The organism is Rhizobium sp. RSm-3, from assembly GCF_001854685.1.
Lineage (GTDB): Bacteria > Pseudomonadota > Alphaproteobacteria > Rhizobiales > Rhizobiaceae > Rhizobium > Rhizobium ecuadorense.
On record NZ_MAWZ01000058.1, the window covers coordinates 15,295 to 28,864 of the forward strand.

Consider the following 13,570-nt stretch of genomic DNA (forward strand, 5'->3'; position numbering starts at 1 on the left):
TTGCCTGAAGGCCGCCGCAGCTGTCGGCGAGAGTTTTAGCAGGTGCCGCAGGCGCTGATGAACCGGTGAAACCCGGCATCCATCGGCGAGAGGGTGCCGGATAGGAATGTCAGCACCTCCTCACGCCCTTTCGGCATCGTGCTCTAGAAGTAGCCGAGGATGGATTTGACCTCGAGGTATTCCAGCATGCCCTCAATGCCGAATTCGCGTCCGTTCCCAGATTGCTTGAAGCCGCCAAAAGGCGCGTGCGGATCCCAGGCCGGATAGTTGAGATGCACTTGACCGCAGCGGATCCGTGACGCGACGTCCTTGACGACGTCTATGTTCTTGCCCTGCACATGCGCACCCAGGCCGTAGACGGTATGGTTGGCGATGGCGATCGCTTCCTCCACCGTGTCGTAGGGAATGAGGCAGAGAACCGGGCCGAAGATTTCCTCCTGGGCGATGCGCATATCCGTGCGCACCTCAGAGAAAATCGTCGGTTTGACGTAGAACCCGGCATGCAGCCCGGCTGGGCGACCCTCGCCGCCGCTGACGAGCATCGCGCCTTCCGCAATCCCGACGCCGATCATGGTTTGGATCCGGTCGAACTGGGCGCGGTTGGCGATCGCACCATGCGTGCTGGCTTTTGAGAGGGGATCGCCGACCGTAATCTCATCTGCGGCTCTCCTGGCGATGGACTCGACCTCGGAGAGCATCGCGCGCGGCACGATCATACGCGTCGGCGCACTGCATGATTGGCCGAGATTGCGGAAGGCAGCCGCTATGCCCATGGAAACGGCGCGATTGAGATCGGCGTCCGGCAGGATCACGTTCGGCGACTTGCCGCCAAGCTCCTGCGCAACGCGCTTGACGGTCGGCGCGGCTGCCTGGGCCACCGCGACACCGGCACGGGTGGAGCCGGTAATGGAAATCATGTCGACATCCGGATGGGACGCGAGCGCCGAACCGACGCACGGGCCGTCGCCGTTGACGAGGTTGAAGACGCCGTTGGGGAAGCCGGCTTCCTCGATCGTCTCGGCAAACAGCAGCGCGTCGAGAGGCGAAAGCTCACTGGGCTTCAGCACGACCGTGCAGCCTGCGGCGAGCGCCGGCGAGACTTTGGCGGTGATCTGGTAGAGCGGCCAGTTCCATGGGGTGATCAGTGCGCAGACACCGATCGGTTCGTGGGCGACGGCGGTGTGGCCGCGCTGCTTGACGAAGGGGAAGGTTTCGAGCACATCGCGGGCGACCGTGACATGGGCGATCGCCAGCGGCACCTGCGCGCTGCGCGCATATCCGATCGCCGCGCCCATTTCGAGGCTCAGGCACTGCGCGAACAGTTCGCTGCGCGCTTCGAGCAGCGTCTGCAGGCGGTCGAGCAGAGCCGCGCGGTATTCGGGCGTGGTCCGGCTCCAGGTGGTGAAGGCCCGCCGGGCGGCGAAAACCGCGGCATCGACATCCTCGCCGTTTCCGAGCGCGAAATGGGCGACCGTCTCTTCCGTGGCAGGATTGATCACGTCGCCCTTGGCGCTGCCCCTGGGTTCAAGCCATTGACCGTCGATGAAGAACGTGTCCAGACGACCGTTGCGGGACAGGTGTTCGAGAGGTGTGATCATTGCAAAGTCCTTATGCGGCAAAAGGCACGGAGGATCGGCAGGGAACGGGGGCGGCCGTCCTGCGCGGGGCTGTCGAAGCCGCGAGGGGCGCGGCGCCGGGATCTGTCAGGGCAGCAGGTCCTTCATGCGGTAATAGGTGCCGACGATGGGCAGGAACCACGGGTTTCCGGTATGCATGGGAACGGCGGGCCACGCGAAACCGTCGAGCGGATTGGCGTCCTTGCGCCCCATCGCCATATTGGCCAGCGCACTGCCCATGAAGGTCGACAGCTGGGCGCCGTGGCCGGAATAGCCCATGCTGTAAATCACGCCCTCGGCGCTGCCCGCGCGGGGATAACGGTCTTGCGTGCAGCCGACGAGGCCGCCCCAGCAATAGTCGATCCCGACGTCTGCAAGCTGCGGAAACATGCCGACCATCTGCTGGCGCAGAAACTGGCCGGAGTTGACGTCGGTTTTCTGGTTGGATACCGCCGAAAATCTCGCCCTCCCCCCGAACAGCATGCGGTTGTCGGGCGTCAGGCGGAAATAATTGGCGATGTTGAGAGAGTTGGTGAAATTGCGGTTGCCCGGAACCGTCGCAGTGACTTCCTGCGGGGTGAGCGGGCGTGTCACAATGATGAACGAAGCGATCGGCATCAGCCTTCGGCGGAAATAGTTAAAGACGCTTGGCGTATAGGCATCGGTCGCCAGGATGACCTGACGGGCGGAGAGCGAGCCGGTCGGCGTGGTCAGCCGCCATCCATTCGGCACGGGCTCGCGGGCGGTGACCGGGTTGCGCTCCCAGATCGCCGCGCCGTGGCGCTGGGCCGCCTGCGCCACGCCGTTGGCGTAGCGGCCCATGTGCATCATGGCGGATTTCGGATAGAGGATCCCGCCATGGAAGGCATCCGAAACCACCTCCTTGCGGAGGTCCTCGCGCGTCAGCCATTCGGCTGAAGGGTCAACCTCGCGGCGGATTTCTTCGGACATTGCCTGCAGCTTGCCGACATGAGAGGGCTTCGAGGCAAGCTTGAGCTTGCCGCCCCTGCGGAAGTCGCAGGCGATCTTTTCCTCCTCGATGATGCGTTCGATCATGTCGATCGAGTCGTCATAGGCCCGCCACAGGCGGCGCGCCCGGTCTTCCCCGAGATGCTGCCTGGCGGCGCCGAAGCTTGCGAAATGACCGCTGTTGAGGTGCCCGCCATTGCGGCCGGACGCACCATACCCAACATGCTCGGCTTCCAGCAGAGCGACCTTCACACCGGATTGCGCCAGCGTGCGCGCGGCGTTGAGCCCGGTGAAGCCGGCGCCGATCACCGCAACCTCGAAATCTCCCGAGACGGGGTCGGCGATGCCGCCGGCGAAGGGGATCGAGGTATCATGCCAGTAGGAAGCAAATTTCATTGGCGCAAGCCCTTATGCTCGTCTGATCCGATGCATGAAGTATATGCCTGCTGGCGCTGGAGAGGTGCGGCGCAGGTGGCCTTGTTTCGCAACAATTGCCTGTGTTGGGGGCAGCAAACCAAAGGATATTCTGTTTATGCGCCAACTCCGCAGCGCGCCCCTTGAAGCCATGAACTAGGATCTCTGCAGAATTCGATCCCGCGGCTCTTCCAGGATTAGGCCCCATGCCCAAGTTGGCCCGCGGCCCATCGGCACCAGCCCCAAACCTATGAATACCTGACCAAAAATGGGAGTGACGTGATGACCGGTAAAACCATTCTGCTCTTTGAGGCGAAAAGCGGATCTGCCCCGGAAGGCAAACGAAATGCCTTGGGGGCAGACGACATATTCGCGGCCGGCCGCGATATCGTCTGGAGCGCCGCGGGCAGGGTTTTTACCGGATCAGTCTACTGGAGCGGAAAGGCCGCGATCGCCAGCTTTCCCCATACGGAATGCTTGGTCGTCGTGGCAGGGCGTCTCGTCCTGTATTCGGACGGCCTGACGTTTGATCTCGCCTGCGGCGACAGCGTGGCCATCGGCCGCGGCCAGGACTTCACGGCGGAAGCGGACGAAGGCACGCAGTGGATCTACTGCGCAACGACCGCGGCGACATCGAGCACGCAGGGCGTCGTGGCGATCGACAGGGATGTGACGCTTGCCCCCTCCCCGCCGCCTCCGGCGCAGTTCGTGGAGGGCGACACGCCTCAGTGCCGTCTCTTCAGGGCATTTTCCGACGAAGGGGCCGGCTTTCGGGCCGGTGTCTGGGCGACGACGCCGCACACCCGGCTGTCGCGCCCCCATCCCGTCCATGAATTGATGTATATCCTGGAGGGGCAGGCTGATGTGACCGATGGCGACGGGACGCAAACATCGGTCGGGCCGGGAGACGCGATCTTCGTCGGCCGCGGGACGATCAATCGCCTTTCAATTCACGGCAACCTCAAGAAGATCTTTGTCATCGCCGAAGGCTAATTAAGAGGCGCGCCGTTCTTCGGGCGCGCCCGTCGGCGGCCTCTCAATCGTAAACGCAGACATAGATCTTGCGCACGGTTTCGATCGTGCGCCAGACGCCGACAAAACCGGGCTTCATCACGAAGCTGTCGCCGGCGCGGTAGGTCTTCGTCTCGCCGTCTTTTTCGTCGATTTCCACGACGCCGGAAATGATGTGGCAGAATTCGTAGATCGCGCCCTTAATCGAATGGTGTTCGCCAGGGGTCGCTTCCCAAATGCCGGTCAGCACCTTCTCGCCTTTTGAGGCATCCTGAGCCCAGGTCTTGTAGGCCGGGCTGCCCGAAATCAGCCGGTCTGCGTCCGGCACGGATTGCTTTGGCGCAAAATTCGGATCGGTATCGATGGTCAGCAGAAGCGACATGTGATTTTCCTCGTTTAATAACCGCGTGTCCGATCGACCAAGCCGATCAGGTCCTTTCCAGCGCGGTGGCGCCGAATATTTTCAATGACCGAGTGCGCCGCCGTCTCCGGCTGGGTGACCGAGGCGATGTGCGGCGTGATCGTTACTTTTGGATGTTGCCAGAGCGGATGGTCTGCCGGCAGTGGCTCGGGATCGGTGACGTCGAGCATTGCGGCGGCAAGGCGGCCGCTATCGAGGGCTTCGATCAGCGCCGCCTGGTCGAGATGCGGCCCGCGGCCCACATGCAGCAGCCTGGCGCCGGCCGGCAGCTGGGAGAAGAGCCCGGCATTGAGAATGCCGCGCGTCTCGTCGGTCAGCGGCAACAGGCAGACCAGAATGTCCGTCTCGGCCAGAAAGTCGGCAAGCCCATCCGTGCCATGATGGCAGGTGACGCCGTCGATTTGCTTTTTGCTGCGGCTCCATCCGGCGAGCGGAAATTGGAACGGCTTCAAGCGCTCGATCGCCGCCTGCGCCAGGATGCCGAGGCCGAGGAAGCCTATTCTGCGCGCAGTGGCCTGCGGGGCGGCGAGCGTCTTCCAGACAGACTGTTTCTGCAGCTCCCGATAAGCGAGCATCTCCCGATGGAGCGTCAGGACGCCAAGAGTGACATATTCCTGCATCATCCGGATAATGCCGTCCTCGACCATGCGGACGACGGCTATATGCTCCGGCACGCTCTCCTGTTTGAGCTGATCGACGCCGGCGCCGATACAAAACAAAACTTCCAGATTGCGGTAGCGCGAGATGTCGCCGGGGACCGTCCAGGTCAGGAGATAGCGCACCTTGTCCGGATCCACCGGTTGGCCCTGCCCTGCGAATTCCAGATCCGGAAGCGCGCGGGCAAAAGCCTCCTGGAAAATCGCCCCGCGGGCGGCATCGGAGTTGAAGAGAAACGCCATGGAGATCGCCTTCTTTCAGCCTTCGGCAAGATGGGTGCCGAGTTCCTCGATTATCGTCTGGCATGCCGCGAGTTCGCCGACCTCGATGTATTCGTCGGGACGGTGCGCACGGCCGATATCCCCGGGGCCGCAAATGATGGAATCGATGCCGGCCTGCTGATAGAGTCCGGCCTCCGTGCCGTAGCTCACGGCGGCGAGCGGCTCCTGTCCCGTTAATTCGGTCAGCAGGCTTGCGAGTTCGCTGCCTTCGGGGAGCGCAAGCCCGGGGTAAGCGCTGAGCTCGTGCCAGCCGACCTCGAAGCCCTGGTCTTTGAGAGCGGCGAGCCTGGCTCGTACCGGCTCGAGCAGAACAGACGGCGAGATGCCCGGCACGGCGCGGACCTCGACATCACAGGTGCAGCGATCCGGAATGATGTTGACCGACTGGCCGCCGGCAATGACGCCAACCTGCAATGACGAGTAGGGAGGCGCGAAATCATGGTGGAAGGGGCCGCTCGTCAGGGACTTGCCGTATGCGGCGACCTCGGTGATCAGATGGGCCATGGCATGAATGGCGTTCAGCCCAAGATCAGGACGGGAGGAGTGACCCGACCGCCCGATCGCCTCGAGCCGGACGGCTGCCTTGCCCTTATGCCCCCGCACCGCCTGCATCCGGCTCGGCTCGCCGATGATCGCCCCCAGCGGGGCGTTGCACAGCTTCGGCAGCGCGGCGATCAGATGCGGCACGCCGCGGCTGCCGGCCTCCTCGTCATAGGAGAAGGCAAGGTGGATCGGCCGCCGTAGGTTCATGACGGCAAGCTTCGGCAATGCGGCCAGGGTGCAGGCGAGAAAACCTTTCATATCGGTAGAGCCGCGCCCGTAAAGCCTGTCTCCTTCAGCGCGCAGGACGAATGGATCGGAACTCCATTCCGGTTCGCCGGCCGGCACGACATCCATGTGCCCGGACAGAATGTAACCTCGGCCTTCGCGCGGTCCGATAGTCGCGAAAAGGTTGTATCGGTCACCTTCCGGACCAGGATGGACCGTGACCTCGGCTCCCGCCTTTCGGCAATAGTCGCCGATCCAGTCGGCGATCGCGCCGTTCGGCGTTCCGACAACGGAGGGGAACGCGATCAGCCTTGCGAGAATATCTATGACGTTCATGGGTGACCAAGTTGCCTTTGAAGTGGTCCAGATGCTAACCAGCCTAAGCAAAGGCAGGAGTTTTGCCTGCTGAGTGAGGCCCCGGTTCAGCTGAAGATTTCGAATTGTTGCGGCGAACAAGCCGATCCTGCCGGCCTTGATGTGCGATATTGTGACTTGGTTGCAATCGGCGCAGGATCAAGGACGCTGTCTACCTCCAGGGGAGTCTGGTGATCTGGCGAACGGAGCGGATACCCGAAAATGCAAAAATCAGTGCGGCTGAAATCGTTCGAATTGATTGCGCAGGATATCAACAGTGTCGATGTCAGCCTGCTTCACGCCCTGTCGATCGGCGTCGGCTGGCCGCACCGGCCCAAAGACTGGGATCTGCTGCGGCGCGCGGGCCGGGGCATTGTTGCCGTCGATGGGATCGGACGCGTGTTCGGAAGCGCGATGTGGTTTCCGCATGGCGATGATTTCGCCACGATCGGGCTGGTGATCACCTCGCCCCGCACGCAGGCGCAAGGGACCGGCCGATGGCTCATGGAGCAAGTGTTCGAGCAGTGCGGCGACCGCAATCTGAGCCTGAATTCGACCCATGCCGCTTACAGGCTTTATGTTTCGCTCGGCTTCACCAAGGAAGCGATTGTCTACCAATACCAGGGCGATGTCGCGCCCAAGCTCCCTCCCCTGCCGGAGCTGAGCGGGCAGTTGAGCGAATTGTCAAATGACAATGTCGAGGAGATCAGCGCTCTCGATACGCGCGCTTTCGGCACCGATCGCGGCAAGCTGCTGGCTTTGCTTGCCGAGGGTGCTTCCATTTGCACCCTCCGGCGGGGCGACGAAATCGTCGGCTATTCCATGTGTCGCGAGTTCGGACGCGGCCATGTCCTCGGTCCGATCGTGGCAAGCAATGATGAGGACGCGATCCATCTTGCTGCCGTGCATCTCAAGGATCTGGCCGGTCGGTTCGCGCGCGTCGATACGCGGGAAAAAGGCCTGTTCGCCGAGTTCCTTCAACAAAGCCGGCTGGCCGTCTCGGAAACCGTGACGACCATGTCCAAGGGGCAACGCTTCCTGAACAGGAAGAATGGCGAACCGGCGGTTTATGGCTTGGCCGGCCATGCTGTGAGCTAGACAGTCGCTCTTCGATCACGTTTAAACGCTCCGCGCCCGGATTCCAAAGCGCGTTGCATCAAACCTGATCCAAGCGCCCGCGCTTTGGTCCTTTGTTTTATGCATGTCGTTACCCCCCGGAACCACTGCACACGCCGGGCCACATGCATTAAGGATCGAAGTCAGATGCCAATTCATGAACTTGCCGCGCTCGGAGCGGCAACGTGCTGGGCCTTTACGGGTCTGATCTCGGCGGGCCCATCCGGCCATCTCGGCGCACCCGCTTTCAACAGGGTCCGCCAGGTTTTCGTCACCGGTCTTCTGGCTCTTTATGTGATCGTCACCGGATCTTGGCGCCAACTCGATGAGGCAAGCGTCGGTCCGCTGCTATTGTCCGGACTGATCGGCATCTTCATCGGCGATACGCTGCTTTTTGCCACGCTGAACCGGCTTGGCCCGCGTCGCGCCGGCATCCTGTTCGCGCTCAATGCTCCGATTGCCTCGCTGCTCGGCTGGCTGGTGCTGGGGGAGGCGCTGTCGTCGTCTGCGGTGGCGGGGATCGCGTTGACGGCCACAGGCGTTTTTCTCGCCATCGTTTTCGGCAAGAGCCGATCACAGATCCATCAATGGGAGACGATCAAGGGACCGCTTTGGATCGGCGTCCTGCTTGGGCTTGGCGCCGCGACGGGCCAGGCGGTCGGTTCCATCATCGCCCGGCCAATCATGGTCAGCGGTATCGATCCTTTCGTCGCGTCGCTGCTTCGTGTCGGCATGGCGGCTCTTTGTCTGAGCATCCTGATCCAGTTGCCTGTCCAGTCGGTCAAACCGAAGGGACCGCTCACCTTCAGGGTCGCGGCACAGACCGCCCTGACCGGGATCATAGCCCTCGGCATGGGCATGACACTCCTGCTCTTTGCGCTCGCCGGCGGTAAGGTCGGTATCGTTTCGACGCTGTCGGCAACGTCGCCCGCGATTATTCTACCGCTGCTGTGGTTGAAAACCGGCGAACGCCCGGCCGGCGGCGCCTGGGCCGGCGCCGCTCTCGTGGTCGTCGGGATGGCTTTGATCTTTCTTCGGTGATCCGAGAGCCGACGAAGTCCGTCGCGCGTCACGATACCGCCTGCGAATGCCGCCGGCGCCAGGCAGCCGGCGCCTCGCCGGTGCGTTTGCGGAAGAAGCGGGAAAAATAGGCGGGGTCCTCGAAGCCGATCTCGCCGGCAATATCTTCGACCGAGCGAACGGTGAACATCAGCAGACGTTTGGCTTCCAGCGTCCGCCGCTCCAACAGCAATTCCTTGACCGACAATCCGAAGACGTCGCGGGCGGCCTTGTCGAGGAGATGCGGCGTGGTCGCAAGCAGATTGACGTAGGCCCCGACCGGCCAATCTTTCCTGTAGTGAAGATCGATGAGACGGCGCAGCGCCAGGCCGAGCGAGACAGTCGCCGAGGTCGACGGCAAGGCCACGCGGCCGCCGATGCGGCCCATCAGCGACAGCACGACCGAAATCAGGCCGCAGAGCACCTGTTCGCCGTCCGCACCCCGATCGCGATAGTCCTCGGCGACCATGTCGAGCAGTGTTGCGAGCTTGGCCCATACCGGATCCGCGGGCTGGCCGGTCAGGAAAGTGGGGAGATCGAGATTGAGCGCGACCTGCGGCACGATCGCCTTCAGCATGTCGTCCGAGACCGACACGACGATCGCGTCGGACTGCTCGTCGACATCGAAACCATGCACCACGTTGCTCGGCACGAAGCTCACGGCGGGAGCGGAAAAATTCCAAGTCTCCTCTTCGATCCGATAGGTTCCGCTTCCCTGAAACCAGTAGGTGATCTGTCCCATCAGCGGATGTTTGTGCGGCGAAACATGACCGAAATGCAGGGTTTTTCGCTCCATCACCGTTTCGACATGCAGGAATCCCACATCGAGCGAGCGGCTCGGCTCGCCATAGACGAAAAAATTCGGAACCTCGCTTCGTGTCGCCATACCGGAAAAAGTACCAGCGAATTCCCTTCTTTGTCCATGGTCTGTCCGCCGCTGCCGATTTAGCTTCTGTCAATATTCCAAGGGAGGAACCTGACATGCGAGCTGAAGACCACCGCGGCGACAAGACCCGTCCGTTTACCGGCGCCGAATATCTCGCCAGCCTGCGCGATGGGCGCGAGGTCTATATCAACGGCGAGCGCATCGCCGACGTCACCAGCCATCCGTCGATGCGCAATTCCGCCCGCTCGATCGCGCGGATGTACGATGCGCTGCATGACGAGAAGACCAAAGACAGCCTGACATCGCCGACCGATACCGGCAATGGCGGCTATACCCATAAATATTTCCGGGTGGCGAAATCCTCGACCGAGCTCGTCGCTCAGCAGGGCGCCATCGCCGATTGGGCTCGCATGTCCTATGGCTGGATGGGCCGCACCGCTGACTACAAGGCGGCGCTGATGAATACGCTCGGCGCCAATGCCGACTGGTATGGGCCGTTCAAGGACAATGCGCTCGCCTGGCACAAACGCGCCCAGGAAGCAGCACTGTTCATGAACCACGCGATCGTCAATCCGCCGATCGACCGGCACAAGCCGGCCGATGCCGTCAAGGATGTCTTCGTCCACATCACCAAGGAAACCGATGCCGGCATCTACGTCTCAGGCGCCAAGGTGGTGGCGACCTCCTCGGCGCTGACGCATTACAACTTCCTCGCCCAGAGCTCGGCGACGGTGACGGAAGATCCCTCGCTCTCGGTCATGTTCATCGTGCCGATGAATGCGCCGGGCATTAAGATGTTCTGCCGCGTCTCCTACGAGCAGACCGCCAACACGGTCGGTCAGCCCTTCGACTATCCGCTGTCGTCGCGCTTCGACGAGAACGATGCGATCCTGGTGCTCGACAACGTCTTCGTTCCCTGGGAGGACGTGCTGGTGTTGCGTGATGCGGCCAAGATCCTGTCTTTCCACCCGGCCTCCGGCTTCATGCACGGCTATTGCTTCCAGGGCTGCACGCGCTTTGCCGTCAAGCTCGACTTTATGGCGGGACTGCTCGCCAAGGCGCTGCGGGCCACCGGCGGCGACGCCTTCCGCGGCAATCAGGCCGCACTCGGCGAGGTCATCGCTCTGCGCCACATGTTCTGGTCCTTCTCCAACGCCATGGCCCACAATCCGCAGCCATGGGCGAACGGCGCCGTGCTGCCCAACATGGAAGCGGCACTTTCCTACCGCACCTTCATGTCGGAGGCCTATCCGCGCGTTATCGAGACGGTGCGCAAGGTCGTTGCCTCGGGGCTGATCTATCTTCCCTCCTCCGCCAAGGATTTCGGCAATCCGGAAATCGACCGCTATCTCGCCCAATATGTGCGCGGCTCCAACGACATGGGCCATATCGAGCGCATCAAGATCATGAAGCTGCTGTGGGATGCGACCGGCACCGAATTCGGCGGGCGCCACGCGCTCTATGAACTCAACTATGCCGGCGCCCCTGAGGAGGTCCGGCTGCAGGTGCTGAAGGGCGCCGAGCGCGGCGGACGGCTGAAGGAGATGGAAGCGCTCGTCGATCGCTGCATGAGCGACTACGATGAAACCGGCTGGACCGGCGACACCTGGCTGCCGCCACTCGAGCAGGCATCCTCCATGCGCAACGCGGCCGAATGAGGAGATGGCCATGGAGGAGCAAGTCTCGAAAACCGAATTCCGCGACGCGATGGCCAGGGTCTGTGCCCCGGTCAACGTCATCACCACCAACGGACCCGCCGGGCGCGGCGGGTTCACCGCCACGGCCATGTGCAGCGTCACCGACGAACCGCCGACATTGCTGGTTTGCATGAACGGTCGCTCGGCCCAATGCGGCGTCTTTCTCGAAAACCACCGCTTTTGCGTCAACGTCCTCGCCGATGACCACCAGGAACTCGCCGGCTATTTCGCCGGCCGCCAGGCGGATATGGCGGCACGCTATGCCGCGGCAAAATGGGTCGACATGCCGTCGGGAAGCCAGGCGCTGGCCGGCGCCATGGTCTCCTTCGACTGCCGGCTCACCGAGGCGCGCCTGGTCGGCACGCATCATATCTTCATCGGCCAGGTCATTGGCATTCGCTCGCGGGCGGATGGCAATGCACTGCTTTACTTCGACCGCAACTATATCAACGTGCCGACGCAGGTGGGCAGTTTCGGAGGCTAAGGACCAGATCGTCCATATAGGCGGCAACACGCTTCGGATGATATTTTGGATCGACGCCGCTGCGAAGATTTTTGTGCACCGGACCGTTCAGCGGTTAGGATGGTCGGTTTGCCCCAGCTCCGGTCGAGCGGCGAGCTTTCGACTGCGGCAGTAAAGATTTCCGGCGTCTTCGACAGGTATTCGACATCCTTGAAACGCGTCACGAACCAGAGATTGACGGCGGGGATATAGGCGACCGGCATGTCCCGCCGCAATTGGCATAGATCGGATAAGGGTCGGCTTCGAGATCCTCGACTGTGATGGTTTCGGGGAAAGTCATGGGCAGCCTCCTCCTGCTGGCCGAGTTCCTGTTTCAGAGCTGGAACCACGCGGTTTTCAGATCGACATATTTATCCAGCGCATGCAGCGATTTGTCGTGACCGTTGCCCGATTGTTTGACGCCGCCGAGCGGCACGCTGTTGTCGGCGCCGCCATAGGTGTTGACGTGCACGACGCCGGCGCGAATGCCGCGCACCATCCGATGGGCGCGCGACAGGTTCGATGTCCAGACGGCGGACGCCAGGCCATATTCCGTGGCGTTGGCGATCTGCAGGGCTTCCGCCTCCGTCTCGAACGGAATAACCGACAGGATCGGCCCGAAGACCTCCTCGCGGGCGAGCGCCATGGATGGCGTCACGTCGAAGACCGCCGGCCGCATATAATAACCGCCCGTCTCCTGCAGGATGCGCGCGCCGCCGGTGCGCAGCAAAGCACCTTCCGACAGGGCGTCGGCGACATGGCCAAGGTCTTTCCGCAGCTGGATCTCGCTCGAGATCGCGCCCGCTTCGGTGGAGAGCTGCAGGGGATCTCCGACCTTCAAGGCCGCGGCGATGCCGGCGACTTTTTCCGAAAATTCCTGATGGATCGATTTTTCCACAAGCAGGCGGGAGCCGGCAACGCAGACCTGGCCGGAATTGCGGAAGATGCCGTAGGCGGAAATCTTGGCGGCCTGATCGAGATCCGGCGCGTCGGCAAAGACGATGTTCGGCGATTTGCCGCCGAGTTCCAGATAGACGCGCTTCAGGTTCGAACGCGCCGAATATTCCAGCAGCCGGCGGCCGACCGGGCCGGAGCCGGTAAAGGCGAGCACATCGATATCCATGTGCAGCCCGAGGGCTTCGCCGCTGACGGCGCCGAGGCCGGTGACGACGTTGAGCACGCCATCGGGCAATCCCGCCTCGGAGCAAAGTTCGGCGAGCCGCAGCAGGGTCAGCGATGCGCCCTCGGCGGGTTTCAGTACCACGGAATTGCCGGCCGCAAGGGCCGGCGCAATCTTCCAGGCGCCGATCATCATAGGGAAATTCCACGGCACGATGGCGGCGACGACGCCTATGGGCTCGCGATGAATGAGGCCGAGAATGTTGTCGGCGGTCGGGGCGATCTCGCCATAGACCTTGTCGATCGCCTCGGCATAATAGCGGAAGGTGCCGGCGGCACTGCCCGGCTCGGCCTTCAGCGCCATGGAGACTTCCGTGCCGTTGTCGCGCACGCCGAGCACGGCGAGTTCGAGCGCGTTCTTGTCAATCAGCTCGGCGATCTTCAGCAGCACCTTCTTGCGCTCGGCAGGCGCTGCCCGCGACCAGCCGCCCTTTTCGAAGGCCCGCCGCGCCGCCTTGACCGCCTGGTCGACGTCTTCGGCGCCGGCATCGGCGATTGTCGTCAACCTCACGCCGTCAATCGGCGAGATGACGTCCATCGCGGCGCCGCTGACGGCGGGGCGCCAGGCGCCGTCGATGAACAGCGATTGGGAGGGAACGGACAATGTCCGGAGCTGATCGATCTTGTCCTGCATCTCATG

12 protein-coding genes are annotated in these 13,570 nt (G+C 62.6%); 5 read left to right on the plus strand and 7 right to left on the minus strand.

Translation table 11 applies throughout. From position 1 onward, the window contains the following. Positions 1-143: 143 nt before the first annotated feature. Both BBJ66_RS28795 and BBJ66_RS28800 read right to left on the minus strand, forming a co-directional pair. Positions 144-1,598 (minus strand): aldehyde dehydrogenase family protein, encoded by a 1,455-nt coding sequence (locus BBJ66_RS28795; RefSeq protein WP_071091970.1) that lies wholly within the window; start codon positions 1,596-1,598, stop codon positions 144-146. A gap of 105 nt (positions 1,599-1,703) precedes the next feature. Continuing rightward, positions 1,704-2,981 (minus strand): NAD(P)/FAD-dependent oxidoreductase, encoded by a 1,278-nt coding sequence (locus tag BBJ66_RS28800; RefSeq protein WP_071091973.1) that lies wholly within the window; start codon positions 2,979-2,981, stop codon positions 1,704-1,706. A 300-nt stretch (positions 2,982-3,281) separates the two neighbouring features. Between BBJ66_RS28800 and BBJ66_RS28805 the strand changes: the two genes are divergently transcribed. Then, positions 3,282-3,992 (plus strand): cupin domain-containing protein, encoded by a 711-nt coding sequence (locus tag BBJ66_RS28805; protein WP_071091976.1) that lies wholly within the window; start codon positions 3,282-3,284, stop codon positions 3,990-3,992. A gap of 43 nt (positions 3,993-4,035) precedes the next feature. On the opposite strand, the gene BBJ66_RS28810 is transcribed toward BBJ66_RS28805, so the two are convergent. Genes BBJ66_RS28810 through argE form a run of 3 tightly spaced genes read right to left on the minus strand, consistent with a single transcriptional unit; the run spans position 4,036 to position 6,473 of the window. Then, positions 4,036-4,392 (minus strand): cupin domain-containing protein, encoded by a 357-nt coding sequence (locus tag BBJ66_RS28810; RefSeq protein WP_071091978.1) that lies wholly within the window; start codon positions 4,390-4,392, stop codon positions 4,036-4,038. Between the two features lie 14 nt (positions 4,393-4,406). Further along, positions 4,407-5,330: a 2-hydroxyacid dehydrogenase gene (locus BBJ66_RS28815; RefSeq protein ID WP_071091983.1), complete on the minus strand. Its 924-nt coding sequence runs from the start codon at positions 5,328-5,330 to the stop codon at positions 4,407-4,409. A 15-nt stretch (positions 5,331-5,345) separates the two neighbouring features. After that, positions 5,346-6,473 (minus strand): acetylornithine deacetylase, encoded by a 1,128-nt coding sequence (gene argE / locus BBJ66_RS28820; protein ID WP_071091986.1) that lies wholly within the window; start codon positions 6,471-6,473, stop codon positions 5,346-5,348. Between the two features lie 240 nt (positions 6,474-6,713). Between argE and BBJ66_RS28825 the strand changes: the two genes are divergently transcribed. Next, entirely contained in the window at positions 6,714-7,589 is an 876-nt protein-coding gene (locus tag BBJ66_RS28825; protein WP_071091989.1) for a GNAT family N-acetyltransferase, read from the plus strand. A 165-nt stretch (positions 7,590-7,754) separates the two neighbouring features. After that, the gene (locus BBJ66_RS28830) at positions 7,755-8,648 is read left to right on the plus strand and encodes a DMT family transporter (protein WP_071091992.1); all 894 of its coding nucleotides are present in this window, start codon (positions 7,755-7,757) and stop codon (positions 8,646-8,648) included. Positions 8,649-8,676: 28 nt separating this feature from the next. Here BBJ66_RS28830 and BBJ66_RS28835 read toward each other — a convergent pair whose 3' ends face one another. Further along, entirely contained in the window at positions 8,677-9,552 is an 876-nt protein-coding gene (locus BBJ66_RS28835; RefSeq protein WP_071091994.1) for a helix-turn-helix domain-containing protein, read from the minus strand. A gap of 95 nt (positions 9,553-9,647) precedes the next feature. Here BBJ66_RS28835 and BBJ66_RS28840 point away from each other — a divergent pair, with 95 nt between their 5' ends. Both BBJ66_RS28840 and BBJ66_RS28845 read left to right on the plus strand, forming a co-directional pair. Next, positions 9,648-11,210, plus strand: coding sequence for a 4-hydroxyphenylacetate 3-hydroxylase N-terminal domain-containing protein (locus BBJ66_RS28840; protein ID WP_071091997.1), 1,563 nt, complete (start codon positions 9,648-9,650; stop codon positions 11,208-11,210). Between the two features lie 10 nt (positions 11,211-11,220). Further along, the gene (locus tag BBJ66_RS28845; protein WP_071092000.1) at positions 11,221-11,733 is read left to right on the plus strand and encodes a flavin reductase; all 513 of its coding nucleotides are present in this window, start codon (positions 11,221-11,223) and stop codon (positions 11,731-11,733) included. 352 nt (positions 11,734-12,085) lie between these two features. On the opposite strand, the gene BBJ66_RS28850 is transcribed toward BBJ66_RS28845, so the two are convergent. Further along, a complete protein-coding gene (locus BBJ66_RS28850; RefSeq protein WP_083335643.1) occupies positions 12,086-13,564 on the minus strand; it encodes an aldehyde dehydrogenase in 1,479 nt (492 codons plus the stop codon). Between the last annotated feature and the right edge of the window lie 6 nt (positions 13,565-13,570).